General features: G+C 56.2%; 23 protein-coding genes. 8 read left to right on the top strand and 15 right to left on the bottom strand.

The features are described from left to right. Positions 1–134: 134 nt before the first annotated feature. The 4 genes from ACAW74_RS26375 to ACAW74_RS26360 form a co-directional block, all read right to left on the bottom strand. Complete coding sequence (locus tag ACAW74_RS26375; protein ID WP_370701260.1) at positions 135–311, bottom strand: hypothetical protein; 177 nt, start codon at positions 309–311, stop codon at positions 135–137. A 49-nt stretch (positions 312–360) separates the two neighbouring features. Then, the gene (locus ACAW74_RS26370) at positions 361–1,416 is read right to left on the bottom strand and encodes a FecR family protein (protein WP_370701259.1); all 1,056 of its coding nucleotides are present in this window, start codon (positions 1,414–1,416) and stop codon (positions 361–363) included. A 70-nt stretch (positions 1,417–1,486) separates the two neighbouring features. Beyond that, a complete protein-coding gene (locus ACAW74_RS26365) occupies positions 1,487–2,092 on the bottom strand; it encodes an RNA polymerase sigma factor (protein ID WP_370701258.1) in 606 nt (201 codons plus the stop codon). A gap of 176 nt (positions 2,093–2,268) precedes the next feature. Continuing rightward, on the bottom strand, positions 2,269–4,320 hold the full coding sequence (locus ACAW74_RS26360) for a beta-L-arabinofuranosidase domain-containing protein (RefSeq protein ID WP_370701257.1): 2,052 nt from the start codon (positions 4,318–4,320) through the stop codon (positions 2,269–2,271). Between the two features lie 138 nt (positions 4,321–4,458). On the opposite strand from ACAW74_RS26360, the gene ACAW74_RS26355 reads away from it, so the two are divergent. Continuing rightward, the gene (locus ACAW74_RS26355; protein WP_370701256.1) at positions 4,459–5,238 is read left to right on the top strand and encodes a Nif3-like dinuclear metal center hexameric protein; all 780 of its coding nucleotides are present in this window, start codon (positions 4,459–4,461) and stop codon (positions 5,236–5,238) included. Here the strand turns inward: ACAW74_RS26355 and ACAW74_RS26350 are convergent. After that, the gene (locus tag ACAW74_RS26350; RefSeq protein WP_370701255.1) at positions 5,221–5,904 is read right to left on the bottom strand and encodes a hypothetical protein; all 684 of its coding nucleotides are present in this window, start codon (positions 5,902–5,904) and stop codon (positions 5,221–5,223) included. The genes ACAW74_RS26355 and ACAW74_RS26350 overlap by 18 nt on opposite strands. A 123-nt stretch (positions 5,905–6,027) precedes the next feature. After that, on the bottom strand, positions 6,028–7,383 hold the full coding sequence (locus ACAW74_RS26345) for a hypothetical protein (RefSeq protein ID WP_370701254.1): 1,356 nt from the start codon (positions 7,381–7,383) through the stop codon (positions 6,028–6,030). A gap of 120 nt (positions 7,384–7,503) precedes the next feature. Here ACAW74_RS26345 and rsgA point away from each other — a divergent pair, with 120 nt between their 5' ends. Further along, positions 7,504–8,430 carry a ribosome small subunit-dependent GTPase A gene (gene rsgA / locus ACAW74_RS26340; RefSeq protein WP_370701253.1) on the top strand — a complete coding sequence of 309 codons (927 nt, stop codon included), beginning with the start codon at positions 7,504–7,506 and terminating at the stop codon, positions 8,428–8,430. A gap of 99 nt (positions 8,431–8,529) precedes the next feature. On the opposite strand, the gene ACAW74_RS26335 is transcribed toward rsgA, so the two are convergent. The 4 genes from ACAW74_RS26335 to ACAW74_RS26320 form a co-directional block, all read right to left on the bottom strand. Then, a complete protein-coding gene (locus tag ACAW74_RS26335) occupies positions 8,530–9,660 on the bottom strand; it encodes an amidohydrolase family protein (RefSeq protein WP_370701252.1) in 1,131 nt (376 codons plus the stop codon). Between the two features lie 222 nt (positions 9,661–9,882). Beyond that, a complete protein-coding gene (locus ACAW74_RS26330) occupies positions 9,883–10,656 on the bottom strand; it encodes a hypothetical protein (RefSeq protein ID WP_370701251.1) in 774 nt (257 codons plus the stop codon). Positions 10,657–10,905: 249 nt separating this feature from the next. Further along, the gene (locus ACAW74_RS26325; RefSeq protein ID WP_370701250.1) at positions 10,906–11,721 is read right to left on the bottom strand and encodes a hypothetical protein; all 816 of its coding nucleotides are present in this window, start codon (positions 11,719–11,721) and stop codon (positions 10,906–10,908) included. Continuing rightward, positions 11,721–12,305 (bottom strand): RNA polymerase sigma factor, encoded by a 585-nt coding sequence (locus ACAW74_RS26320; RefSeq protein WP_370701249.1) that lies wholly within the window; start codon positions 12,303–12,305, stop codon positions 11,721–11,723. The genes ACAW74_RS26325 and ACAW74_RS26320 overlap by 1 nt, the downstream gene beginning before the upstream one ends. A 273-nt stretch (positions 12,306–12,578) precedes the next feature. Here ACAW74_RS26320 and pyrG point away from each other — a divergent pair, with 273 nt between their 5' ends. The 6 genes from pyrG to ACAW74_RS26290 all read left to right on the top strand — a co-directional run bounded on the left by pyrG (position 12,579) and on the right by ACAW74_RS26290 (position 20,934). Further along, the gene (gene pyrG / locus ACAW74_RS26315; protein WP_370701317.1) at positions 12,579–14,267 is read left to right on the top strand and encodes a CTP synthase; all 1,689 of its coding nucleotides are present in this window, start codon (positions 12,579–12,581) and stop codon (positions 14,265–14,267) included. A 130-nt stretch (positions 14,268–14,397) separates the two neighbouring features. Then, positions 14,398–16,233: a membrane protein insertase YidC gene (yidC, locus tag ACAW74_RS26310; RefSeq protein ID WP_370701248.1), complete on the top strand. Its 1,836-nt coding sequence runs from the start codon at positions 14,398–14,400 to the stop codon at positions 16,231–16,233. Positions 16,234–16,381: 148 nt separating this feature from the next. After that, a complete protein-coding gene (locus tag ACAW74_RS26305) occupies positions 16,382–18,100 on the top strand; it encodes an ABC transporter substrate-binding protein (RefSeq protein WP_370701247.1) in 1,719 nt (572 codons plus the stop codon). 68 nt (positions 18,101–18,168) lie between these two features. Next, positions 18,169–19,458 carry a glutamate-1-semialdehyde 2,1-aminomutase gene (gene hemL / locus ACAW74_RS26300; protein WP_370701246.1) on the top strand — a complete coding sequence of 430 codons (1,290 nt, stop codon included), beginning with the start codon at positions 18,169–18,171 and terminating at the stop codon, positions 19,456–19,458. A 92-nt stretch (positions 19,459–19,550) separates the two neighbouring features. After that, a complete protein-coding gene (locus ACAW74_RS26295) occupies positions 19,551–20,513 on the top strand; it encodes a glycosyltransferase family 2 protein (protein ID WP_370701245.1) in 963 nt (320 codons plus the stop codon). 70 nt (positions 20,514–20,583) lie between these two features. Continuing rightward, a complete protein-coding gene (locus ACAW74_RS26290; RefSeq protein ID WP_370701244.1) occupies positions 20,584–20,934 on the top strand; it encodes a hypothetical protein in 351 nt (116 codons plus the stop codon). Positions 20,935–20,952: 18 nt separating this feature from the next. Here the strand turns inward: ACAW74_RS26290 and ACAW74_RS26285 are convergent, their stop codons facing one another. From ACAW74_RS26285 to ACAW74_RS26265, 5 genes are all read right to left on the bottom strand, one after another. Next, complete coding sequence (locus ACAW74_RS26285) at positions 20,953–21,111, bottom strand: hypothetical protein (protein ID WP_015333277.1); 159 nt, start codon at positions 21,109–21,111, stop codon at positions 20,953–20,955. A gap of 216 nt (positions 21,112–21,327) precedes the next feature. Beyond that, a complete protein-coding gene (locus ACAW74_RS26280) occupies positions 21,328–22,083 on the bottom strand; it encodes an HpcH/HpaI aldolase family protein (protein ID WP_370701243.1) in 756 nt (251 codons plus the stop codon). A gap of 149 nt (positions 22,084–22,232) precedes the next feature. Beyond that, complete coding sequence (locus tag ACAW74_RS26275) at positions 22,233–22,610, bottom strand: DUF983 domain-containing protein (protein WP_370701242.1); 378 nt, start codon at positions 22,608–22,610, stop codon at positions 22,233–22,235. A gap of 124 nt (positions 22,611–22,734) precedes the next feature. Further along, the gene (locus ACAW74_RS26270; protein WP_370701241.1) at positions 22,735–23,610 is read right to left on the bottom strand and encodes a helix-turn-helix domain-containing protein; all 876 of its coding nucleotides are present in this window, start codon (positions 23,608–23,610) and stop codon (positions 22,735–22,737) included. A gap of 119 nt (positions 23,611–23,729) precedes the next feature. Next, complete coding sequence (locus ACAW74_RS26265) at positions 23,730–25,016, bottom strand: adenylosuccinate synthase (protein WP_370701240.1); 1,287 nt, start codon at positions 25,014–25,016, stop codon at positions 23,730–23,732.

Here is a 25,016-nt window from a genome sequence, read left to right as displayed (position 1 = left end):
AGCGGCGAGGCAGGCGTACTATCAAAAAAAGCCTCCCTTAACCAAGGCAGGCTTTTCCGTACTTCTAACCTATGAATTATCGTTTACGAGAAAAAAAGGCTGATTGCCCCTTGGCTGCTGACCCGATTTGTCGTTCATACCCGACGCGTTTCCTGCTGAATTTTCGGCAACGGCGTTGAGCCACCGGGGTGCCTCTTTTCAGCGACCTGTTTATTGGCCGTTAAGACCTGTCGGGTAGTGGTCTCTGTACCCGCCGGATGGCGGCGATACGTACCTGAAACGGCAGGCTGATCGTCATTGCCGAATCGCACATTAGTCAACAAGCGTATTCATTTAGGCATCCAGGTGAATCAATAGGGGTTATTCGATGGTCACGACGGAGCCACGCCGGTGAATGTGGAGGCCGAACGATTCGGTGAGTAGGGAAAGAAGGAGGTCGGGGTTGTCGGCGGGAACGGTGGCCGTAAATGTCTGGCCCGCCAAGTCGGAGCGGCGCAGGCTGATCTGCCAGCCGTAGCTGTCTTCCAGGGCCGTGATGATGTCGCGGATGGGGGTCTGATCGAAGCGGAGTTGGCCGTCGCGCCAAGTGTCGTAACTATCGACGTCGACCTGCCGCTTCTGGAACCCCTTTGCGCTGGACGATACGTCGACGAGGTCGCCGGGCTGCATCAGCAGGCTTTCCTGGGCGCCCGGCCGGGTTAGTTTTACTTTGCCTTCGTTGAGGACGACCCGCGTTTTACCTCGTCGGGTGTTCACATCGAACTGCGTACCGAGCACTTCCACATTGGTCAGGTCGGTGTGCACGATAAAGCTGTCGGATGGCTTGGTCGGAGCCGTGGCCGAGGGGGCAGCGTGCCGGTGAACGGAAAAGAACGCTTCGCCCGATACCCACACCTCGCGGGGTTTGTCGGCGGTCCAGTCGTCGGTGTACGTCAGCGACGAATTGCGGTTGAGCGTTACGGTCGAGCCGTCGGGGAGGGTAACCTGCTTCGTCTCGGTATAGGCCGTTTCGATGGTGTGGCGGCTGGGTACGTTGATCGCGTACCAGGCCAGCCCAACCAGCAGCGCGCCTGTCAGCGACGCCGCCACCCGGAACCACGACTGCCGCCAGACGGGGAGCCGCAACACGGGCGTTTCGTCGGCTGGGATTCCCGCCGGATACTGCTGATCGTACTGGTGGCTCAGGGTAGCCCAGATGCGTTGCCGACTGGCGTCGGGCAGCGTGTGGGGGTGGATGGTAAAGTGCTCAATGGCCCAGGCAGCGTCTTCCATCGTGGCCTGTAACTCGGGATGCGCCGCTGCGAATCGGCGCCAGAATGCGTCGGTTTCGGGCGTAGGTTGTTGCACCCACGCCCTGAAATCGGCATCCATCAAAAAATCTTCGAAGCCGTATTCGCTGTAGTCGGGGACTTCCATTGACCTGTTATTGCTGTTATCAGGCCAAAACCGGGAATGCGCTAAATTATCCCTGATTAGGTACTATTTTTTACGATTTCGTCAGCAGAAGTACCAGCAACGACAGCGCTGCCCGGGCAGGCAGGTGTTTTCCCAGGCTGGCCAGAGCTTTATAAAGAACCTTATACGTCGATAACTGGCTGATTCCCATGACCTGCGCAATTTCGTCGTAGGGCAATTCGTCGTAGAATCGTAGGTAGATAACCTCCTTTTGCCGGGCGGGCAGGCGGTTCAATAGGCTCAGCAGATGACTCGATCGCTCTTCGCTCATGCGGTGCTCCAGCCACGACGGTTCGTGCGTAAACTCGACCCGGAAATCGGTGTCACGCTCGAGCAGCGGCAACGTTTGCTGATCGCGTGCGTCGAGCCGGCGAACGATGTCGCGGCGCAGCGCCCGGAAGAGGTAAAATTTGATCGAATCCGTCTCCGACAGGTTGTTGCCCCGCTCGAGTAACCGCAGAAAAAGCTCCTGAATGCAGTCTTCGGTGAACGCCTGATCGCCCGTGAAGCGGTAGCTGTAGTTGTACAGCACTGGCGCAAACGTTTCGTACAAGTAGGAAAATGCTGCCTTGTCGCCCGAGAGAGCCTGTTTCCAGAGGGCAGCGTCAGGCAGGGAAGCAAATTCACTTTTTCTCATAACGGACGGAATAACGTAGAGACCTGTAACTGGCTTATTCGGTGCCTATGCACCGGAAAGAAGCTGCTAAAATAAATACGTTTTATGCCGAACGAATACAACATTGATTGTAGCGTGGTTTTGTTGTGCTTTTTTTAAGAAATGGTGATGTGTTCATTGATGAGGAAGATCACCCATTAGGGCTGCACCACCGGGAACGAGGCAATGCGCAGGCGGGTAGTACCCATGGGCACAAGGGTCACGGTCTCAACGGGTTCGCCAGTGGCAACGGGGCTTTGGGGCAACACGCCACACAACCCATACTGATCGACCGTCCAGCCGGGAATCTTCCGGGCTTTTACCGTCAGCGTGACCGGAGCGGATTCGGGCGTAAACGGAAAGGCGGCCACCGGCCCTTTCTTGCGTGTCACCGTAAACGACTGCTCGGGTTGCGCCGCCAGCACCAACCCGTAGTTCCAGGCGGATTTGGGGAAGATTTCGTACGACGGCCACTTCGACTGATCGGCGTTGGGTTGCCATTTTGAGTCGCCGATAGCGGTTTTGCGGCTGTCTTCCGGCCGAACCTCCTGCTCGATCTTCAGCGAGTAAGTGAGCGGCCCGTGGTTGACGCTGACGCTGTTTTTGTTAGCGTCCCAGGTACGTACCTGTAGGCGCATGGGTAGGTCGAGCGTGATTTTATCGCCCGATTTCCAGGTGTCGGTCAGCACGATGTACTGACCGGGTTTGGCCACGGCTTTCACCGCCTGCCCGTTGATCCGCACCGTGGGGTTGTTGCACCAGGCCGGCACGCGCAGGTAGAGCGGAAAGGCCGTGGGGCGGACCGCCTGCACCGTCAGCCGAACCTGCTCCTCAAACGGGTAGCTGGTTTCCTGCTTGATCGTCACCGTTGACCCTTTGCCCACTTTAGCCGTCACCTCCGACGCATTGTAGAGCACTACCGCGAGGCCGTTATCGGGGGTAGCCATGTAGAGGTTTTCTGCGTAGTAGACCCAGCCGTTGGAGTGGTTATGCTGGCAACAGCGGCTGCTGAAGGGGTTCATCATCAGAAATGGCCCCTGGTTGTCGATACCGGGGTGATGGTTGGCGGCGTCGCTGCGCACCATGTTGGGGGCTGTCAGGTAGCGAAGCGAGCGATAGTCGGGCATGAATGCCGCTGGCAGGGTGTTGAACGCGACATCCTCGCAGTTGTCGGCCCAGAAGGGATCGCCCGTAAAGCGAAGCAACAACTCGTCGGAGGCCATCTGCTCGACCATGCCGCAGGTTTCAACTGCCTGCCGGGGATCGGTGTAGCCGGGTCGGCTGTTTTCGTCGCCACCCCACATGCCGCCGGGCACCTGTCCGTAGCGCTGTCGAACCAGTTCAAAGTTGCGGTAGGTGGCAGCCAGATCGCTTTGGTTGCCGCTTTGCAGGTAGTAAGTCGCCGGTTCGCGGAAACACTGCGCGATATTGACGTTGTGCCAGTTGGGCAGGTTGTCAGCCTGACGCCAGTTGGCGGTATTGCGGTGAATCTTCTGGGCAAACTCGAGCAGGAATGGCTCTTTAGTGCGGTTGTAGAGCCAGTACACGCTGTAGAGGTTATCGCCGCCCCGGCTGTTTTCCCAGTAATCTTCCAGGAACTGATCGTCGGGCAGGCTGTTTTGCCAGGTAAAATAGCGGCTCATCAGCGTCAGAATGCGCGGGTCGGGTTTTTGTTCGTAGCGCGATTGCAGGCAGAACAGCATGAGCATCTGCGCCCACAGGTCGCGTTTGCCATTACGCATCACGATAGGACCAAAATCGCCGTTGTCGCGTTGGCTGTTCATGGTGCCTTCGAGCCAGATATTGGTTTCGGCCAGCATATCGGGGCGGTTGAGCACGTAGGCCATGTCGCCGTAGCCCTTCAGCCAGTAGGGGAGCTCCTCCCAGCCGTAATCGCCTTTTCCGTCTTTATTGAGCCAGGCATTATTTTTTTTGGTGAGCCAGATACTGATCTGTCCCAGGTGACCGGCTAACCCGTTGGCCTGCCGGTTCAGGTTTTCGAGCAGCCAGCCTTTGGGTTGAATACTGCCGATCGGTAGTTTGATGAAATGGTCGGGTTTAAGTGGGGCCTGATTGCTGACGTAGTGCGCGTTACGACCACTAACGGCTGGCCGATCCACAACGCTCACAGTGGGCGACGCCGGGTGAACGGGTGGCAGTTGTGTAGTGGCAACCCCCGCCAACGCCAGCCACGGAATCAGATTTTTCATGGTCAAAATAGGATTTTTATGTAAAGCAGATTTTTACGCAGCCTATCCCTTTTTATCCGGAGAGAAATCAGATTCAATACCAATCTGGTATTCGTGTAGACGATTAATTCGAGTTTGTTGCTAATATGCCGAACTATTATGAACATATGCAGTTTTGTCGCCATGCAACACCTGAACCTATCCGATATCAGCGCTTATCTGCAAAAGACTTTGCTTGTCGACCGGTTTCCGGTGAGCGAACAGGGTGGTATCTATAGAGCATCGGACCGCCCGATCCGACGCCTTGGTCTGGCCCTCGACCCTTCGCCTCAACTCGCCGACTGGGTACGTTCCGAGCAGTTAGATGCCCTCTGGCTACACCGGCCCTGGCGTGCCGAACTGGATCAGCTCCCGGCTGATGTGGGGATTCTGACGCATCACCTGCCGTTCGACGAACACCTGACGATGGGGCAAAACCCCCAACTGGCGGATTTGATGGGCCTGATCAACGTGGCCGAGTTTGGTTATAAACGCGCTCCCGACGACCTGGGTAACCCCATGCCGCCCCGCCCGATCGGTATGATCGGCGACGCTTTGTTGCGCCCCTTCAGTGACTGGGTATCGTTTGTGGAACACGCGTTCACGGGTTTTGACCGGGCCGAGTGGGGCTACGACCCCATGCCAACGCGGGTGGTGGTGGCCGGCGTCATGAACAGCGAACTGATTCGGGAAGCGTATGAACGCGGCGCCAGCCTGTACCTCACGGGCGAATACCGCACGGGTGCCCAGGCCGCCGTGGAAGAGACGGGTATGGCCGTGATTGCTATTGGGCACCGCCGCACCGAAGAATGGGGCCTGCGAACGTTGAAGAAACTGCTGCGTCGGCAGTGGCGCGAACTCGAGGTGATCGTGGCTGCCGGTTCAGAAACGGCCCCGTAGCGTGAGCCCCGCCGCTGTGGTGGGGGTGCCGGGCTGCAGGTGCCACGAAACGCGCTGCTCTTGCCGAAGTGACCGGTTGTAATACTGTACTGCCCGCCGTACGTGCTGCCCCGGAATGTTAAGGCACCAACCGACACTAGTCAGGATGCCACCGCCCAGCAAAACAGCAAAGCCTGCTCCGAAGACGTTTTTGCGCTGATTGTCGGGGACGGTTACAGTCCCCGCCTGCTGACCACCGTATACAGTGCCACCGCTGTACCCGCAGGCGAAACCGGTTGGGCAGATGTATGGTTGCTGCATTGTGAATTTGCCATCGGCACCGGGCGCATTGGAGGCCATCATCACCGTCCCGACGATCATTCCCGCCACACCGCCCGCAATGAGCCAGCCACCCGTATGTCGGTTGCTAATGTAAGTGTTGATTTCCCGGATAGCGTCAGGATCGCCCGAAGCCTGTATGTAAGGCACCAAGTCGCGCGTTTTGATATCAAGCCCGTCGTACGTGTATTGTGGCCTGACCGTGGGGCCGTAGTAGCGATTGTAATACCCTGGGACAAGTTCAGTTTCGATTGGCTTCAGGTCCTGTCGCCGTAGCGTCTGGACGCTGTCAGGTTGAGCGAAAAGCAGGCTGGGCATTAGCAGCAGAAGTAAACAGAGCCGGTTCATAGTAGTACCTGTTTTAGGTGCGTAATGTAACAACTCTTTCTGTCTGGTATATTAAAATTTGACTAATATAGGGTTGGAATAGGATTAATTTAGTAAATGGGGCAACGGATAGCCCCTATCAGTTTAGTTGGCTGACTTCTTGGCTAACCCTTGTATCAGCTCCGAAAAATAAGCGCCGTTCTGCGGGCCAAACCAGTTCATGACGCGGGTTTCGTAGGCGTCTTTGTCGTAGTAGGCATCGGGGGTGATGTAGCCAACGTACCCACCGTTGAAACTCGTCACGATCAGGTCGAGGCCCTGTTGGCGGGCGGCCTGGGTGAGCGGCGGGAGCAGTTCGCCTGAAAAATCGCAGGGTGTTCCCACTAGCAGCACTGGCCCTAGCCGCAGGGCTTTCAGGTCAGAAGGGTAATCGCCGTAAACGGCATGAAACAGCCACGGCCGGATGCGCCAGTCGCCCACCACGCGGGGTGCCGGATCGCGCAGGGTAAGCGGTAGCGTAAGCAGACCCATCGTGCTGTCAGAAACGGCTTTGAACTGACTCAGTTCCGGTTTCAGGCGGGTAAGTAGCTCGCCTGCATAGTGGTCGATCAGCGGAATGTCTTTGCCTGTGGGTGGTCCCTTGGGGCCCATGCTCCCCACGGCGCCCGCCAAGAAGAGGGCAAAGCCGCCCGTTTCGCGCTCCAGCCCATCCACCAGCCGCCCAGGCCAGTCGCGGCTGAGGTATTGGCCACTGAAAATGTCGATCAGCGTAGCGTGGGCTGGGTACGTTGCCAGCGTGGCCGTCTGTCCGTTAGCCCGCCTGAGCTGCAACAGCCGGAAAAAGGGATCGACGGGTTTGGTATCGTCGAGCCGGTTATAGACAAATTGTGGCGCGCTGACTTCCCGGTATCCAACCGTCACGGGTTGCAGGTCGGCCTTGGCGCGGCGGATAGCGTCGAGGATGGTGTTGGTGATGTGGTCGACGACCCGCTGATCGTATGATCCGGAAAAGAGATTACCCACCACACCTGGTGCCCAGCCTCCGAGGCTGTTGTGGCTGTGGATGGCCCCGAAATACACCGATTCCCAGCGCAGGCCCACCTCGGGGAGGCGTTTGCGCAGTTGCTCGCTCACGGTTGGGGGTGTAATCAGCAGGTCGGAGGCGATGAGCGCCACCGGACCATTGCCATTATCGAACACCACGGCACGTACCCAGACCGAATCGGCAACGATGGTCCAGTGTCTGCCTTTGCGCACGCCATAGCCGCCCGTGGGGGTCGTGAAGGAGGGCGTCAGGTTCGCTTTGGCCCAGCCGGCCCGCAACGCCGTTTTGGGCGTGGGCAGCGCTGGTAAGGTGTTGAGGCGGGCGGTGGTTTGCCGGTAAAAATCGGTTTGCTGATAGGGGGTATGGTCGTTAGGCGAGAGGCTTACAGCCAGGAACAGGACGATCAGCAACAACAGGCCACCCAAAATTTTCAGCAACAGACGTAGAAACTTCATCGGTAGAAACGCGAAGCGCGCAAAGAGTGACGCAAAGGTCGCAAAGACAATGTTGAAAAACTTCGCGTCCTTTGCGATTCCCTTGGCGCGCTTCGCGTTTATAACTAAAAAGGATTCATTTTGGCAGACGGCTTAGTCATACGCTCAACGGGTTCCTGGTACGACGTTCGTAACCAGGACGGACATATTTATCGGGCCCGGCTGAAGGGCAAATTCAAGATTAAGGGGTTGAAAGTAACCAATCCCATTGCCGTGGGCGACCGGGTGCAGTTTGAGGTGGAAGACGAACTCGAAAACACCGCGGTGATTTTTGACATTGCCCCCCGCGACAATTACATCATCCGGCAGTCGGTGCACAAGACGGCGCACGGGCATATTCTGGCGGCCAATCTCGATCAGGCGGTGTTGCTGGCGACGCTCACCCTGCCGCGTACGTCGCTGGGGTTCATCGACCGCTTTCTGGTGACGGCCGAGGCCTTCCGCATCCCGACCACGATCGTTTTCAACAAAACCGATATTCTGAACGACGAAGGGCTCGAGTACCAGCGTGAGATTCAGGACATGTATGAGCAAATCGGCTACCCCACGCTGGCGACCTCGGCCACCGAAGGCGACGGTGTCGAGGCCTTCCGCGACCTGCTCGATGGCAAAATCACGCTGCTGTCGGGGCATTCGGGGGTGGGAAAGTCGTCGCTCGTGAACGCCATCGCGCCCGACCTCGATTTGCGGACCAACGAAGTGTCGACGTTTGCCAACAAGGGGGTACACACCACCACTTTCGCCGAGATGTTTGAACTGGCGCCAGGTACGTTCATCATCGACACGCCGGGCATCAAAGAGTTGGGCCTGATCGACACCGGCAAAGCCGAAATCGCCCACTACTTCCCCGAAATGCGCAACCGACTCAACCAGTGCCGGTTTCATAACTGCCTGCATATCAACGAGCCGGGCTGCGCGATAAAAGAAGCTGTCGCCGAAGGCGACATCGCCGAGTCCAGGTACGTTAGCTACTTCAGCATGATGGAAGGCGAAGACAACCGGAGATAAGAAATAGGTTCAACGTTCAAGGTTCGATGTCCAAGGTTAGCTGACGCATAAGTAATCGCGCATCAGCCAACCTTGGACATCGAACCTTGAACGTTGAACCTATTTCGGAAAGAGCTTGGCGTCGAGGCCGGGGATGATGCGGAGGGCGTTTTTGTAATACACCTTCTTCAGGACATCGTCGGGCAGGGCCATGCCATACATCCGCCAGAAAGCGTGGTACTTTTTGTGGTAGGGGAAATATTCGTCGTCGGTTTCGAGCACGCGGAAATACGTGGCGTATTCACTGGGTACCCAGCTATCTTTCCCAAACACGATGCGATCCTGATGCTTCACGAAAAAGTTGTGTGATGCCCGTGGCTGCCGCCCCAGTTCGGCAATAACGGCGCCAATCTCCACGATCATGTTGGGCATGGCTTGCATCAGGCTGTCGAGCTTGGTGAGGTCGTTGGGATACCAGCCCATGTGCGCCGCGATGAATGTCGTCTTAGGGTGCTTCCGAAAAATGTTGTGCTGCTCGGTGAGGAGCTGCTCCCACGAGGCCGTGTTGTTGGCCGAGCGCTTCCGGTTAGGGTGTAGCTTCAATTCCAGCCATCGCTCGTTGTAGCGGTCCATCGGGTCCCAGAAGGACTTCGGGTCGGCCGTGTGAATGATAACCGGGATACCCAGTTGGCCCGCTTTGGCCCAGATAGGATCGAGGCGGGGGTCGTCGACGGCTACCCGTTTGCCACTCGCATCTTTGGTGTCCATACCCAGATTCTTGTAAATCTTAAGGCCACAGGCCCCCGCTTTCACGTCGGCTTCGAGGCGCTTAACGGCCTCGTCGGTCCAACCGGGCTTACCGATGCCGTCGAACAGAATGTTGGTGAAGAGCACCAGCCGGGGCGTATTGGTTTTTTTGATGTTGGCTAGCGTCTGGCTCAGAAACTTGTCGCTTTCGGCGGCATCGCCCCAACCCCGCCCACTGAGGTTCACCATGATGCCCATGTTCAGGCTGTCCATCTGGTTCAGGAGGGGGCGCAGGTCGGCTTCACCCATATTCCATTGGTGGTTGTGCACGTCGATGAACGGGTATTTGGCCCGCATCCGTTTATGCTCGGAGACTTTCAGCGTCGAAACGGGGTCGTATTCTTCAAAACCCAACGGTAAATCGGCGGGTTTTTGCTGGGCGAGTAAAGGAGTGAAAGCGAGCGTACTAAGAGCAAGAGACCAGAGGAGGCGGCGATGAATCATGAGCAAGTCAGGCGGTGAAACAACAAACCGCTGGCCAGCAGGCGAGCGGTTCGTAAAGATACGTACCTGACCGATTCAACTTATGCTCAACCCAACTTTCCCGGTTAAGCTTCCGGCCATTCGTATTGGTTCGAACGGGTTAACGACAACGTACCTGACGAACCACCCGCCGAAGCAGGTGGCCCATCCGGTACGTTGCTATGGTGTGGATAGAAGAAGGCGTTAATCGGTCAGGTTGAAATAGGCTTTCACCGACGCATAGCTGTTGAAATCGACCGGTTTACCCTCGTTGGTCATGCGGCCGCCCTTGGTGCTGCCGTAAACCACCATGATCCGGTACTGAGGCGCATCTTTGACCAGGTCGCGGAAGGTGGTAGCGGGTTTCCCTACGAACTCCGGCATGGCCGTATACTTTTGGGTCGTCGCGTTCCAATCGCGGGTGTATATCTGAATGAATGGATAGAAGTAATTGACGCCCAGGAAATCATTGCCGATGTAGGTCTGGACGAAATTCTCGAAACTGGTGGCTGGCCGGCCCGGAATCGGCGAGTAGTTGTAAGCGTAGCCCTGATTGATCCGGTCGACCAGTTTGTATTCGGCGATAGACTGATCCCAGAACGGGTACTTGAACTTGTAGTACACATAAACCACGCCTTTATCGAAGGCCTCCTGCGTGAGCACGGTTTGCGCTGTGGCGTTGGTATTCAGGTAGGCAACGGTATTGTCGGATGCCCGCCCGAAGGCGTCGGTCTGCATGCTTTTCCAGTCGGTGTAAACCACGTTGGCATTGCCATCTTTACCCGCTGCGCCCGATACACCTTGCGGACCGGTGACCCCTGAAACGCCCTGCGGGCCGGTAGCCCCAGTGTCGCCTTTGGGACCCTGTGGACCGGCCGGTCCCACGTCGCCCTGATCCCCTTTGCAGGCATTCAGGCCACTAATCAGCAGCGCTGCGAGGCCATACGCCCCCAGCAAACGAGTCAACGTCGTTTTCATGTTAAGAGAAAAAAAAGTGTGGATAGATGAAAATGAACGAGACAAATGTACCGCCGGTGACATGGGCGACACCATACCGGGAAGTCAGTATTTTTCGGGAAGGTACAGAAGCAAACGCCAGCTCGTGACAGACTTGGTCAAGGCGAGCGAAAGGGCCTACCAGGCAAGCCCTAAAGTCGGCTTACTGCCTAAGGCTTGAGCAGGTAGATGGATCAGGAGAGTCGGGAAAGCGCGCTAAGCATCAAGGCGTTATTTTTCGGAAGGGGCCGTTTGGTCGGCTGGTTGCTGCGTGAGTTGTTCGGCCAGTGTGTGGTAGGGATGAGCAGTGTCGAGGCTGATCCGATTCAGGATGGGGCTGGCGAGCTCGGGTTGCTCATTCTTGAGATAAGCAAGGGCCAGAAACCAATCGGCTTTCTGGCGCAACGCCCCTGTCGACGTACCTACGGCTTCTTGCAGAGGGGCTATGGCCGCCGCCGGTTGTTGTTTGGCCAGGTACGTTAGGCCCAGAAAATAGTGGCGGTAAGGTTCGGTTTGGCGGTCCTGCGCCGGAATAGCCAACTGATCGATAACGGCGTCATACCGCCCGGTTTTATAAGCCTCGATGGCCGTAAGTAACTGCCGCCGTTCGGTCGGGGCTAGGTGCGCGGGAAGGCTTTTGGTGAGCTGTTCGTCGTTCTGGCGAAGGCTTTGCTCGGCGTAGGCAAGGCTGGCTGGCTCGGCAGGTTGTTGCAGGAAATAAAATCCAATACCCAGGCCCAGCACCACACTGGCCGCGGCGGCCCAACGGCCCCAGTTGGCACCCCAGCGCGGAGCCAGCACGGGAGTAGGCTCGGCGGCAACTGACTCGGGTTGTTCGGGACGGGCTTTGTAGCGCTCATGGGCCAGCCTGACGCGCTGCTCCACGGCCAGGCCGTGGAGACCCAGACGCAGCGAGCGGTGTAGGCTCACGTCGGCCTGTAACGCGTCGTCACTCGCCATTTCCTGCTCGAACGATTGGCGGTCGGTGGGAGACAGCTCCTGATTCAGGTACGCTTCGATCAGCTCAAATTGGGCTTGCGATGGCATTAGAGTCCCCGTTGCCGGGCGATTTGTTGGTAAATACGTTTCAATTGTTCGGTGCATTCATAGCGCTTCGACTTCACCGAGGTTTCCTTCATGCTCAAGCGTTCGGCGATCTCACGGAGCGATAACTCATCGATATAAAACCACTGCATCAACTGGCGGCAGCCTTCCCGAAGTTGCCCAAGAGACTGCCGCACCGCATCTACGGTTTCCTGGCGGGCCAGTTCGAGCAGGGCGTCGTCAGTGTCGGGCGTATCGACTTGCGCAGGCATGGCCGCATGGCGGCGCATCCGGGCTGAGTCGAGCTCGGTGAGCCACACTTTTTTGCAATAATCGAACAGAACAGTTGTCACTTTGGCCGTAGGCCGGTGTTCATACCGGCCCGATTCAAGGTTAAGAATAAAGTTAATGAGGCCTTTCTGAAACGAGTCTTCGGCGTCGGCGATGGTGCCACTGTTGTTGGTGACCCAGAACCGAAACGAAGGGAACAGGTTCGTATACAACCAGTCGTAGGCACTGGCATTACCGGCCTGAAGCGCTTCAAACAACACACGATCCGTCTCAAAGGCATGGGTAGGGGATGGCATACGACACTGGCTATTTCCGGCCACAAGAACAGGAAGCCCCGGCCCAATAGCAACTAAGCTATCCACCGTAGCGATCCTGTATCGGGCAGCGTTGAAAAAGGTAAGGACCGCGGGTTGACGACGGGTTGAGGGCATTCACTTTTTATGAACCCTAAACCCGCTCAGGGTTAGGGCTCTATCCAACGGTCGGCACCTAAACTGAAAATAGCCCACCGGTTTTGGCATAAATTCCCGTACTTTTACATCCCGTAACGACCAAACGGATTGTCAACCATGGCGGCTACGGGCTCCAAAACTTCAACGAAGTTCGCGAAATACATTTTTGTTACTGGCGGGGTAACATCATCACTCGGGAAAGGCATTATTGCCTCTTCTCTGGCCAAACTCCTGCAATCACGCGGTCTTTCGGTCACTATTCAGAAATTTGATCCCTACATCAACATCGACCCCGGTACGCTCAACCCGTACGAACACGGCGAATGTTATGTAACCGACGACGGGGCCGAAACGGACCTCGATCTGGGCCACTACGAGCGGTTCCTGAACACACCGACGTCGCAGGCCAACAACATCACTACCGGCCGTATCTACTACAACGTGATCACCCGCGAACGCAAAGGCGATTTCCTGGGAAAAACGGTGCAGGTGGTGCCCCACATTACTGACGAGATCAAGCGGAATCTGCGGCTACTGGGCGAATCGGGTGAGTACGACATTGTCATCACCGAGATTGGCGGGTGCGTGGGCGACATCGAGTCGCTGCCGTTTATCGAGGCGGTTCGGCAGTTTAAGTTCGAACTGGGCGAGCACAACACACTGGTGATTCACCTGACGCTGGTGCCGTATCTAAACTCGGCTGGTGAATTGAAAACCAAACCCACGCAACACTCGGTGAAGATGTTGCAGGAGGCGGGCGTGCAGCCCGATATTCTGGTTTGCCGTACCGAACATCCCCTGCCGCCCGATATCCGGCGGAAGATCGCGCAGTTCTGCAACGTGCAGGTTAGCTCGGTGATCGAGGCGATGGATGCCGAAACGATCTACGACGTACCGCTGCTGATGAAAAACGAGAAGCTCGATCAGCGGGTGTTGTATCTGCTCGACATCTACAACGATCAGGACTCGGACCTCGACGAGTGGCGGAACTTCCTGAAACGGTTGAAGAACCCCGTCGATGAGGTACGTATCGGGCTGGTGGGTAAGTACGTGGAGCTACACGATGCCTACAAGTCGATTGCTGAGTCGTTTATCCACGCCGGTTCGAAAAACGAATGCAAGGTGCACATCGACTGGATTCAGTCGGAGCATCTGGCCGACGAAGGGGCGGTAGAAGAACGCCTGCGTGACCTCGACGCGGTACTGGTGGCACCCGGTTTTGGCGAGCGGGGTATCGAAGGCAAAATCAACGCTATCCGGTACGTACGCGAGAACGGCGTTCCTTTCTTCGGGATTTGCCTCGGTATGCAGTGCGCCGTCATCGAGTATGCGCGCAACGTGCTGGGTCTGCCCGAAGCGCACTCCTACGAGATGAATCCGCAGACGCCCAACCCGGTCATCAACATGATGGAAGACCAGAAGAAGGTGGTCAACATGGGCGGAACCATGCGATTGGGGGCGTATGCCTGTAAAATCAAGAAAGAGTCGCTGTCGTATCAGGCCTATGGCAAGACAACCGTCAGCGAGCGCCACCGCCACCGCTACGAGTTCAACAGCGCCTACCTGGAGCAGTTTGAAAAAGGCGGCATGCGGGCCGTTGGGACCAATCCGGAGACGGGGCTGGTCGAGATTGTGGAGCTGCCGTCGCACCCCTGGTTTGTGGGTGTACAGTTCCACCCCGAGCTGAAAAGTACGGTCATGGCGCCGCAACCGCTCTTTGTTCAGTTCGTGAAAGCGGCAATGGCCTACGCCCAGCATAAACGTGCGTTTGAAGCGCCCGTTGGCAACGAGGCTGTTGTTGGTTAACCCACCCGATTGGCGTAATTTTGCGCGAAATTCAGTTTACAGTTTATGGTTTACAGTTTCCAGTTGCTGACGCCCCAACGCGCACAGCGCCGAGCTGCAAACTGTAAACTGCAGACTGCAAACTGTAAAAATGGATCGTAATCAACTTATTGGCCTCTTATTAATTCTGGCCATGTTTGTCGGCTACCAGTACCTGGTGCCGAAGCCGCCGCCGGAGAAGAAGCCGACGCAACAAACCAAAACCACCAAGCCGACGTCGGGGAGCGCCGCCACGGCCGCTGCCACCGCCCCGCTCGATTCGATAGCGGCCCGCACCCAGTTTGGGGCGTTTGCGGCCGCCGCCAACGGCGAAGCCCGCGATATCGTAATCGAAAACCCGGAGGTGAAGGTGACGTTCACCACCCTGGGTGGCCGCGTGAAGGAAGTACTGCTGAAAAAATACAAAACCTTCGACGGCAAGCCCCTGCTGCTGATCGACGCCAAAACCAGCGAAACGTCGGTGGTGCTACCGACCAAGTCGGGCTCGGTCGATCTGCACGAACTGTATTTCCAGACGGCTACCCAAAGTGGCACGGCATCAGGTCAGGCCATCACGTTCCGCGCCGAAATCGGGCCGGGGCAGTCGGTTGAGCAAACCTACACCGTTCCGGCGGCTGGGTACGTTATCGACTATGCACTCAAGACCAACGGCCTCGATGGCGTGTTGGGCAACGGCGATGTGCGGTTCCTGTGGGAAGACCGCATGCAGCAATACGAAAACGACCTGAAAAATAACCGGGTCGCCGCCACCATCAACTACCTGACGGCCGACGAAAACTTCGACAAACTGCCCGAGAATGAAAGCAGTAACGAAGCCGTTGTCGAAGAGCCTGTAAAGTGGTTTGCCATCAAGCACAAATACTTCCTGTCGGCGTTTATTGCGCAGGCTGGTCAGCTGACGAAGGCCAAATTCCAGACAACCGTTGACCCCGCCGACAGCAGCACGGTGAAAACGGCGCTGGCCGACGTAAGCATGCCGCTGGCCGACATCAAGGGTGGCAAAGGATCGTTCCGGTATTATTACGGCCCCAACGATTTCCAACTCATCAAAGAAGGCATCGCGCCGGAATTCGACCGGAACGTGTATCTGGGCTACTCGATTCTGAAGCCGATCAACAAATATTTCTTCGTGCCGATGTTCAACTTCTTCGAGAAGTTTATCGGTAACTACGGTATCCTGATCGTCTGCCTGGTGATCTTCGTGAAATTGCTGCTGACGCCCCTGACCTACAAATCGTATGTCAGCATGGCCAAGATGCGGGTGCTGGCTCCTGAAATCGAGGAGATCAAAGCGCGCGTTGGCGACGACATGACCAAGCAGCAGCAGGAGCAGATGAAGCTTTACTCCGAAGTCGGTGTATCGCCCCTGAGTGGCTGTATTCCGGTGCTGGCGACCATGCCGATTCTGCTGGCCCTGTTCCAGCTGTTTCCGAACCTGATCGAACTGCGGCAGAAAGCCTTCTTGTGGGCGCCTGACCTCTCGACCTACGATGCATTCATCAATCTCGGTACGAACATTCCGTTTGTGGGTAACCACATCAGCCTGTTCACGGTGATGATGACCGCGTCGAGCATCGCTTATGCCTATTACAACAACCAGACCACGCCGCAGCAGCCCGGTCCGGTAAACATGAAAGCGCTGAGCTATATTTTCCCGCTCATGTTCATGTTCGTGCTGAATTCCTTCCCGGCCGGCCTGACCTGGTATTACTTCGTCTCAAACGTGGTGACGATCGCTCAGCAATTGCTGATTCGCAACTTCGTCGATGAAGGAAAGATTAGGGTATTGCTCGACGAAAACCGGCAGAAAATTGCGGCCGGTGGCGGCAAGAAATCGAAGTTTCAGGAGATGCTGCAAAAGCAACTCGCCGCCGCTGAAGATGCGCGCAAGCAGGCCGAAGCCGCGAAGAAGAAAGCGAAGAAGTAATGAACGATGCATAATGTACGATGTACAATGACTTCATACGAGCAGATCATTGTGCATTGTACATCATACATTACGGTCCGCCGTTGCGGTTCATTCAAAAAGCAACGCCATGAGGCGTTGCTTTTTCACATAGTAAATGGTAGTAGCAATGCGTAAACAACAAGTTTGTTTTTTGATCGTGTGCCTGGCTGTATGGCTGCCGTTGATGGGGTTTGCCCAGAAAGATACGGAGCGGCGCTACCGGGCGGGTGTAAAAGCGGTGCAACTGGGGGAGTATGACCGGGCCCGTTCCGACCTGCAAGTGGTGATGCAGCGCGACGGTAGCTTCGCCCCGTTTGCCTATTACTACCACGCTGTTGCCTCGATCAGGCAGAAACGATATGAAGCCGCTCGGGCTACGCTGAAACAGCTGATCGACAAATACCCGAACTGGCTCAAAAAAGAAGAGGCTTATTATCTCGCGGCATCAGCGGCGTTCGAGCAGAGCCTGTTCGACGAAGCCTTTTCGTATACCAATCTCATCAGCGATCCGGATCTGCGCCGGGAAGTCGATCGGATGGAGGCCTTCTTTCTGCCCCGTATCGGCGACCTGAACCGGCTTAAAGCACTACAAAAGCAGTACCCGAATGATCGAACGCTGGCCCTTACGCTGGTTGAGCTGATCCAGCGCACGTCGTCGGAAAAGTCGGATCTCGAACTGTCGGATCGGCTGTCGAATCGGTTTGGTATTCCGTTGGCGACGCCCGCCCCGAGCCGGTCAACCGCGCCTGCTGCCGCCCCTGCCACCACGCCGGCACCCACCACGGCGGCCCGCCCCAAGAATAAAGGCTACTACAACGTCGGGGTTTTGTTCCCGTTTCGCGTTGACCGGTTGGGGGTGGGTGATCGGGTTCGGTCCAATCAGTACGTGTATGACCTGTATGAAGGCATGAAGCTCGCCAAGAGTAAACTGCTGGCCGAGGGCATCACGGTCAACCTGTTTGCCTACGACAGCGATAACGATACCGACGAAACGCTCGAACTGCTTAATAACGCTTCCTTCGCGCAGAATGACCTGCTGATTGGCCCCATCTATGCCGAGCCAAACAAGCTGGTGTCGGCGTTTGCCGTGCAGAATAACATCCCGTTGGTGAACCCCATCGCCACCAGCCGTGACCTGATTGCCAACCTGCCTAACGCCTATCTGGCCCAACCGTCGACTGTGCAGCAGGCTATCGAGACAGTGCGTTTTGTGAAAGACCTGAACGAGAATCGCCGGGCGGCGGTGTATTTCGGGGCGGCCCGTAAAGACTCGTTGCTGGCCTCGGCCTATCAGACCGAACTGAAAGCGCAGGGATTCCAGGTGGTCGATTTTCGGAAGCTGACGGGTAACGGCACCGACATGGCCGCCGCCATGCGGATCAACGACCTCAATCGGCCGGGGCATGTGTTTTTTGCCTCAAGCAACGACGACGACGGCCCGCGCATGTTGAGCGCCCTGAGCAGTCGGGGGGTGACGGGGCCGCTTATTGCCACGTACCCGGCGTTCGATTATTTCCGCAATTCGCTGTCGACGTTCACCCGGCGGGATTTATATCTGGTAGCGCCTGAGTTTATGGATATGAGCCGGGAGGCTACCGAGAGTTTCCAGGAAACGTACCTGAGCCGTCGAAACATCATTCCGTCGGTTTTTTCTGCCTGGGGCTATGATATGCTGCTGTTTTTCGGGCGGCAACTGGCAAAGAATGCATTGAAAAACCGGAGCAATCTGCAAACAGAGCCCGACAACGACTACGTGCTGTCGGGGTTCGATTACACCCGATCAAATGACAATCAGGTGGTCCCGATCGTGAAATTCGACGGTACCCGGTTTGTGAAAATTAATTAGTGAATGAGCGCCTGAGTGAATAATTGCGTAAAGCCATTCACCCATGCGCTCATTCGCTCATTCACTTTATGACGAGCGAACAACTTTTCGAAAAAGCCAAAACATTGATCCCCGGTGGGGTCAATTCACCTGTCCGGGCGTTTCGGGCGGTGGGCGGTACACCGCTGTTTATTAAATCGGCCAAGGGCGCGTACCTGACCGATGAAGACAATCGCCAATACATCGAGCTGATCAACTCGTGGGGACCGATGATTCTGGGCCACGCGTTTGAGCCAGTCGAACAGGCTGTACGCGATGCCATTCAGCATTCATTTTCGTTTGGTGCCCCCACCCGCAAAGAGGTCGAAATGGCCGAGCTGATTGTCAGCATGGTGCCGTCGGTCGAGAAGGTGCGGATGGTCAACTCGGGTACCGAAGCCACCATGGCCGCGATCCGGGTAGCGCGCGGCTTTACGGGGCGCGACAAGATTATCAAGTTTGAAGGCTGCTACCACGGCCACGGCGACTCGTTCCTGATTGCGGCGGGCAGCGGCGCCATGACGATGGGTACCCCCGATAGCCCCGGCGTGACGAAAGCCACCGCCCACGATACGCTCACGGCACCCTACAACAACCTGGCGTCCGTAGAAACGCTCATCGACGCCAACCCCAACCAGATCGCCTGCCTCATTCTGGAACCGGTGGTAGGGAATATGGGCTGTGTGTTGCCGGAACCCGGCTTTTTGCAGGGTATCCGCGACCTCTGCACTAAGCACGGTATCGTACTCATCTTCGATGAGGTCATGACAGGTTTCCGGCTGGCGAAAGGCGGCGCGCAGGAACGGTTCGGCATTACGCCTGACCTGACCACGATGGGTAAAATCATTGGTGGTGGCATGCCCGTTGGGGCCTACGGTGGCCGCACCGATATCATGAACATGGTATCGCCCGCCGGGCCGGTTTATCAGGCCGGTACGTTGTCGGGTAACCCCATTGCGATGTCGGCGGGGCTGGCCATGTTGCATTATCTCAACGATCACCCCGAGATATACGAACGCCTCGACACCATCGGGAAACGGCTGGGCGACGGCTTCCGGGCCAGCGCGGCCAAGCTGGGGCTGAACTACACCGTCAATCAGATTGGGTCGATGTTCACGCTCTTCATGACCGATAAGCCCGTTACCGACCTGACCTCAGCCAAAACATCCGATATTCCCCGCTTTGGTCGGTATTTTCACGCCATGCTCGAACGCGGCGTGTACCTGGCCCCGGCGCAGTACGAAAGCCTGTTCGTCTCCACCGCCCTCACCGACGACCTGGTTCAGCAGGTGATTCAGGCGAATGAAGAAAGCCTCAAGGAAGTAATGAACGATAAATGATAAACAAGGGGTGATCAGTGAAGGGCTTTACTGGCGTCAACTCACTAATTACCCCTTGTTTATCATTTATCGTTCGTTACGCCTAACACTCCATGTTTTTCTCCGTCGTTATCCCTGTCTATAACCGCCCCGACGAACTGGCTGACCTGCTGGACAGCCTGACCAGGCAAACCGTGTCTACGTTCGAGGTGCTGGTGGTAGAAGACGGGTCGACGGTGAAGGCTGATCAGGTAGTAGCGGCCTATCAGGACCGGCTTCAGGTACGTTACTTCGAGAAGCCCAACACGGGGCAGGGCTTCTCGCGAAATTATGGATTCGAGCGAGCCAAGGGCGATTACTTTGTTGTGTTCGACTCCGACGCCGTGATCCCGCCCGGCTATTTTGCGGCTGTGGCAACGTACCTGGAACATACCCCGCTCGATGCGTATGGTGGCCCCGACGCGGCGAGCCCGGACTTTTCGGCCACGCAGAAAGCCATCAGCTACGCCATGACGTCTGTGTTCACCACGGGCGGTATTCGCGGCAAAACACAGAATGCAGGCGGTACGTTTGTGCCCCGTTCGTTCAACATGGGTTTGTCGCGGCGGGTATTTGCTGAAACGGGCGGATTTGCCAAACGCGACATGGGCGAAGATATGGAACTGAGCACCCGCCTGCTCCGGCTTGGCTACCGCGTGGGCCTTATCCCCGACGCTTTTGTGTACCACAAACGGCGGGGTACGTTGGGCGCTTTTTTCCGGCAGATCACTCAGTTTGGACGTACGCGGGTGCAACTGAAGCGCCAATATGGCATTCCCATCAAAATCGTGCACCTGTTTCCGGTGGTATTTACGCTCGGCTGGCTAAGTTTACCGCTGTTAGCACTACTGTGGCCCCCGGTGGCTCTGTTGGGGCTGTGTGCCTACGGACTGTTTGCGGGTTTGGTACTGGCCGATGCCGCCCGACAGGAGCGCAGCCTGCGCGTGGGGTTGCTGAGCGTGGCAGCCTCGTTTACGCAGCTATCAGCCTACGGGTTAGGGTTTCTGGGCGAATGGACAGGCTGGTATGGTAAATGAGGGAAACGACGCTAAACACCTGATATAGTAACGAGTTAATACTACCATAACACTACCTGAACTGTTCGCTATGGCAAATCCAGCAAAGCCTCCTGGCCAACGATTGGTGAAACGCATGAGTGCCCGTACCAAATGGCTCATTCTGGCCCCGGTAGGTCTTTTGCTGATCGGGGCAGGGTTATGCGTGCTGGTGGGCGCAGGCTACGAAATGCAGGCGGGCGCGCCGTTTATGCGCTGGTTTCTGAAAGGCACCTACAGCCTGATTCTGGTCAACGGCGGAATTTCGATTTTTGGCTCGGCCATCCGGTTCCGCGTGATGCTCGACACCCGCCAACTGATCCGGCAGGAGCTGAAGCGGCAACGCAAGGATTTTAAGAAGTACAAAAAAGCCCCGTCGCCGAGGGGCAACGGGGCTACTTAACGCACTGATATAATCGGCTTAGGCAGCGGCCTTTTTCTCAGCAAAAGAGGCTTTGATTGCTTCTACATCAACGTTTTTGATGATCGGCTTGCGCAGCAATTGCTTGATGGCTTCCGTGGCGTTGTTAGAACGGGCACGGTTCTTACGGCCTTTCCGAAGTAGTTTGGTAACTCCCATTGTAGTATATCGTTAATTGTCGGTTCGAATTTTGAACCGCAAAAGTAAGGTTTTTTAGCTAGACGAACAACCAACAGTGTTGAAGGCACGCGGATGACGCGGATTTTGGGGATGACCGCGGATTGATGACTCTATAGATAGCGTTCTTACCGATTCGCGGTCATCCCCAAAATCCGCATCATCCGCACGGTTCGCCGCTGCGGTGCTATCCAGCGGTTACTTCTTCAAAAATTCGTTCGTCGCGTTTTTGAGCATGCCCGCTACCGAATTGAGGCAGAACAAGACGCCCCGGTCGATAAGCGCTTTGGCCTGATCGCCATTGGCGGCCGTGGTGCCCACTATTTTCCCTGCGGCTTTGATCTTCTCCACAACGCCCGCGATGGTTTTTTTTACTTCGTCGTGGCCGGGGCCGTCGTAATAGCCCATGCTCATGGCCAAATCGCGGGGACTGATCACAAACCCATCGACGCCCTCAACGGTCAGGAGTTCGTCGAGGTTGGCTACGGCTTCTGCATCTTCCAGTTGGGGCATCACCAGCGTCTGTTCGTTGGCGTACTGCACATATTCCCCCTGACTGATACTGCCCTGCAAGTACTCGGCAACCCGCACCGGACCCAGATTACGTTGGCCAAACGGAGGGTATTTGACCGCCGCAATTAGCGCATCCAGATCATCGGCGGTTTTAACGCCCGGCATCACGATACCCATCACGCCGGCGTCGAGGTACTGTAGCACCAGTTTGGGATCGTTGCTGCGGATCCGGGCCAGCGGCGTAATACCGCTGACTTCGCAGGCCCGCACAATATCCTGCACCTGTGCCGTCGTGATCGTGCTGTGTTCGCCGTCGATCAGGTAGTAATCCAGGCCCGAAAAGCCACAGATTTCGGCGATGGTTGGGTCTGCGCTGTTGGAAATAACGCCAAGCACCGCCTGGCCATTGAGCAATTTCGTTTTGGTTGCGTTTTCTCGCATGGGTATCGCTTGTGAATCGCCAAATGTAGCGGATTGGCGCGCATGCAACGTACCCAGACCCTCAAATTCGCCTTTTAGGCTCAGCAACTCAGGGATTGATCAGCTTGACGAGTCCGCTTCTTTCCTGAACGCCTTACGAACGGGTTTTACTAAAGTGAAACCTGTTTGATTTTTGGGCTGACAAAGATGGTCAGCCAGCTTCGGCGGGCCATTCTGAAAAAATACGGAGTCAGCAGAACAAGCGTAGGCACCAGCCCGATTAAGTAATAAGTCAAATCGACCTTCAGCCAGACGACGGCGATGAAAAACGTGATCAACGTCCAGGCCGTAAAGAAGGCGTAGCTGATAAACATCGAGGCCCAGTAAAAGCCGGGTTCGGGCATGTAGTTTTCACCGCAATTCGGGCAGTGGCTATGCATGTCGTCGAAGTGTCGGCTGAACGCGCTTTTTTCCACGAAGAAATCGCCCTCGTGGCACCGGGGACATTTGTTAAACACGACGCTGTAAAATCGACTGTCGGAAGCCATAGCTGTATATTTTTAGTGACCAAGCAGGCGGCTCGATCCGTATCGATCGGCCGTTGTTGATGGGACAAAACTAGCGTTGGCGTGAGGGCGATACCAGTAGAAACAAAGGCAGCTATGGTACAAATCAACGATGTCCGATAGCGGCTTGTTGATGCCGGAATTCAGCCGGTGTGCAGCCTGCGTATTTCCTGAAAAACCGAACGAAATACGATGGGTCCTCGAAGCCAAGTTGAAATCCAATCTCCTGCACAGATTGGGTCGTGTGGGTCAGCAAGCGTTGCGCTTCGATCAGGATGCGCTCATGCAATAGCTGACTGGCCTTTTTGCCCAGCATTTTCTGGCAGATGTGATTCAGGTGGTTAGGGGTAACGCCCATCTGATCCGCGTAGGCGCCGATGGTACGTACCTGCACAAACTGCTTTTCCAGCAACTCTTCAAATTGGCGGATTCGATCGTAATAATGCGAATCAGTGCCGGGTATCTGCTGGCCGTAGAGCCGGTTTGCCGATTCGAGAATGATATGCAGAAACGACAGAAAAACGTCGGCCCGATGGGGTTGCTGCTCGCTATACTCCCCATAAGCATACGAAAACAGCGTATTGAATCGGGTCGCCTGCTGGGTTACTTCCAACAGGGGCAGGTGCTGATGGGAGTGATAAAAAGGGTACTGGTGCAGCCGGTTGCCCCATTGCGAGCGAAAAAAGTTAGGCTCGAAAAACAGATTAAACCCGGTTGTGTTGGTGTCTAGTTGCCAGCTATGCACCTGCCCCGGTGTTAAAAAATAAAGCTGATGGGGCCGGATTGGGTACGTTTTAAAATCGATGGTATGCGTACCTCCGCCCTGATTGATCCACATGACCAGATAAAAGGTATGGGAATGCGACTGATCGATGTTTTTAAACTCACTAACCAGTTTTTCCAGCGGCGTCATGTAAAAGAGCTCACTGGATTTATGGTGAGGAAAGGAGCGGAGGTTGTAAACCGGTATGGCTGCTGGCATAAGCTCAAAAACGACGTACCTGGCGGTTTGTTAATCAACAAGGTAGCGAAACAAAAGCGGGTTGATAACTGAAGACCGCTCCAATTACCAACCCGCTTTATGCTGATTAAGTGAGGCGTTTACACACCTACCGCTTCCCGATGTACCAGTGCTTCGCGGTCGGGACCCGTCGACACGAAGGCAATGGGCAGATTCAGTTCGTTTTCGAGGTAGTTAACGTACCCAGCCAGTTCGGCAGGCATGGCGTCGAACGTGTGGATGCCATCGAGCGAAGTCTGCCAGCCGGGGAAGTCCTTGTAAATAGGCGTCACCTCGGTGTCGCAGAGATCATAAGGCAGTTTTTCGGTCAGCGTGCCGTCGGGCAATTGGTAATGCGTGCAGACGCGGATCGTGTCGAAGATATTGAGCACGTCTACCTTCATCATCACCAGTTGCGTAACGCCATTCAGCATGATCGCGTATTTCAGAGCAGGCAGATCGAGCCAGCCACACCGACGCGGGCGACCCGTCGTTGCGCCAAATTCACGCCCTTCCTGCCGCATCCGTTCGCCGGTTTCGTCGTTTAGTTCGGTGGGGAAGGGGCCGCTACCCACGCGGGTGCAGTAGGCTTTGAAAATACCGAACACTTCGCCGATTTGGCGGGGTGCCACGCCGAGACCCGTGCAGGCACCGGCCGTCATGGTATTCGACGAGGTTACGAACGGATACGAGCCAAAGTCGATGTCGAGCAGCGAACCCTGCGCTCCTTCAGCCAGCACTTTCTGTCCGTTCTGGAGAGCCTGATTGACTTCGTATTCGCTATCCGTCAGCGTAAAGGTTTTCAGGAACTCGACGGCCGAGAAAAAGTCTGTTTCGGCGGTGGGCAGTACCGACGCGTAATCGAAATCGTACCGGTCCAGAATGGTTTTGTGGGCGGCTACCAGCGTATCATACTTCTGCCGGAAATTGGGCGACAGCACATCGCCAACGCGCAGCCCCAGCCGGGCTACTTTGTCCTGATAGGTGGGGCCGATGCCGCGCAGCGTCGAGCCAATCTTGGCCGCGCCCTTGGCCTGTTCATAAGCCGCATCGAGTAACCGGTGCGTGGGAATGATGATCGACGCCTTTTTCGAGATGATCAGGTTCTGGGTGAGGGCCAGGTTGAACTTCGCCAGCCCGTCGATTTCCTTCCGGAACACAATCGGGTCGAGCACGACCCCGTTCCCGATAATATTGAGCGCTTCAGCCCGGAAAATACCAGACGGAATCTGGTGCAGCACGTGCTTGATACCGTCGAATTCGAGCGTGTGCCCAGCGTTGGGACCGCCCTGAAAGCGCGCGACCACCTGATACTGTGGCGCCAGAACGTCCACGATCTTACCCTTACCCTCGTCGCCCCACTGGAGGCCTAACAAAACGTCTATCAT

Origin of the sequence: Fibrella musci, assembly GCF_041321105.1 — a bacterium.
Lineage (GTDB): Bacteria > Bacteroidota > Bacteroidia > Cytophagales > Spirosomataceae > Fibrella > Fibrella musci.
This window is presented reverse-complemented; position numbering and strand designations above follow the sequence as displayed.

What these genes read in the sequence shown, in the direction of transcription:
- ACAW74_RS26270 (WP_370701241.1), bottom strand. Translation starts at nt 23,610, where the DNA reads ATGCCAGCAGCCATACCGGTTTACAACCTCCGCTCCTTTCCTCACCAT.
- ACAW74_RS26285 (WP_015333277.1), bottom strand. Translation starts at nt 21,111, where the DNA reads ATGGGAGTTACCAAACTACTTCGGAAAGGCCGTAAGAACCGTGCCCGT.
- ACAW74_RS26295 (WP_370701245.1), top strand. Translation starts at nt 19,551, where the DNA reads ATGTTTTTCTCCGTCGTTATCCCTGTCTATAACCGCCCCGACGAACTG.
- ACAW74_RS26325 (WP_370701250.1), bottom strand. Translation starts at nt 11,721, where the DNA reads ATGCCATCGCAAGCCCAATTTGAGCTGATCGAAGCGTACCTGAATCAG.
- ACAW74_RS26350 (WP_370701255.1), bottom strand. Translation starts at nt 5,904, where the DNA reads ATGAACCGGCTCTGTTTACTTCTGCTGCTAATGCCCAGCCTGCTTTTC.
- ACAW74_RS26355 (WP_370701256.1), top strand. Translation starts at nt 4,459, where the DNA reads ATGAACATATGCAGTTTTGTCGCCATGCAACACCTGAACCTATCCGAT.
- ACAW74_RS26290 (WP_370701244.1), top strand. Translation starts at nt 20,584, where the DNA reads ATGGCAAATCCAGCAAAGCCTCCTGGCCAACGATTGGTGAAACGCATG.
- ACAW74_RS26370 (WP_370701259.1), bottom strand. Translation starts at nt 1,416, where the DNA reads ATGGAAGTCCCCGACTACAGCGAATACGGCTTCGAAGATTTTTTGATG.
- ACAW74_RS26280 (WP_370701243.1), bottom strand. Translation starts at nt 22,083, where the DNA reads ATGCGAGAAAACGCAACCAAAACGAAATTGCTCAATGGCCAGGCGGTG.
- ACAW74_RS26360 (WP_370701257.1), bottom strand. Translation starts at nt 4,320, where the DNA reads ATGAAAAATCTGATTCCGTGGCTGGCGTTGGCGGGGGTTGCCACTACA.
- ACAW74_RS26365 (WP_370701258.1), bottom strand. Translation starts at nt 2,092, where the DNA reads ATGAGAAAAAGTGAATTTGCTTCCCTGCCTGACGCTGCCCTCTGGAAA.
- pyrG (WP_370701317.1), top strand. Translation starts at nt 12,579, where the DNA reads ATGGCGGCTACGGGCTCCAAAACTTCAACGAAGTTCGCGAAATACATT.
- ACAW74_RS26275 (WP_370701242.1), bottom strand. Translation starts at nt 22,610, where the DNA reads ATGGCTTCCGACAGTCGATTTTACAGCGTCGTGTTTAACAAATGTCCC.
- ACAW74_RS26345 (WP_370701254.1), bottom strand. Translation starts at nt 7,383, where the DNA reads ATGAAGTTTCTACGTCTGTTGCTGAAAATTTTGGGTGGCCTGTTGTTG.
- hemL (WP_370701246.1), top strand. Translation starts at nt 18,169, where the DNA reads ATGACGAGCGAACAACTTTTCGAAAAAGCCAAAACATTGATCCCCGGT.
- ACAW74_RS26330 (WP_370701251.1), bottom strand. Translation starts at nt 10,656, where the DNA reads ATGAAAACGACGTTGACTCGTTTGCTGGGGGCGTATGGCCTCGCAGCG.
- ACAW74_RS26265 (WP_370701240.1), bottom strand. Translation starts at nt 25,016, where the DNA reads ATGATAGACGTTTTGTTAGGCCTCCAGTGGGGCGACGAGGGTAAGGGT.
- ACAW74_RS26305 (WP_370701247.1), top strand. Translation starts at nt 16,382, where the DNA reads ATGCGTAAACAACAAGTTTGTTTTTTGATCGTGTGCCTGGCTGTATGG.
- yidC (WP_370701248.1), top strand. Translation starts at nt 14,398, where the DNA reads ATGGATCGTAATCAACTTATTGGCCTCTTATTAATTCTGGCCATGTTT.
- ACAW74_RS26320 (WP_370701249.1), bottom strand. Translation starts at nt 12,305, where the DNA reads ATGCCATCCCCTACCCATGCCTTTGAGACGGATCGTGTGTTGTTTGAA.
- ACAW74_RS26335 (WP_370701252.1), bottom strand. Translation starts at nt 9,660, where the DNA reads ATGATTCATCGCCGCCTCCTCTGGTCTCTTGCTCTTAGTACGCTCGCT.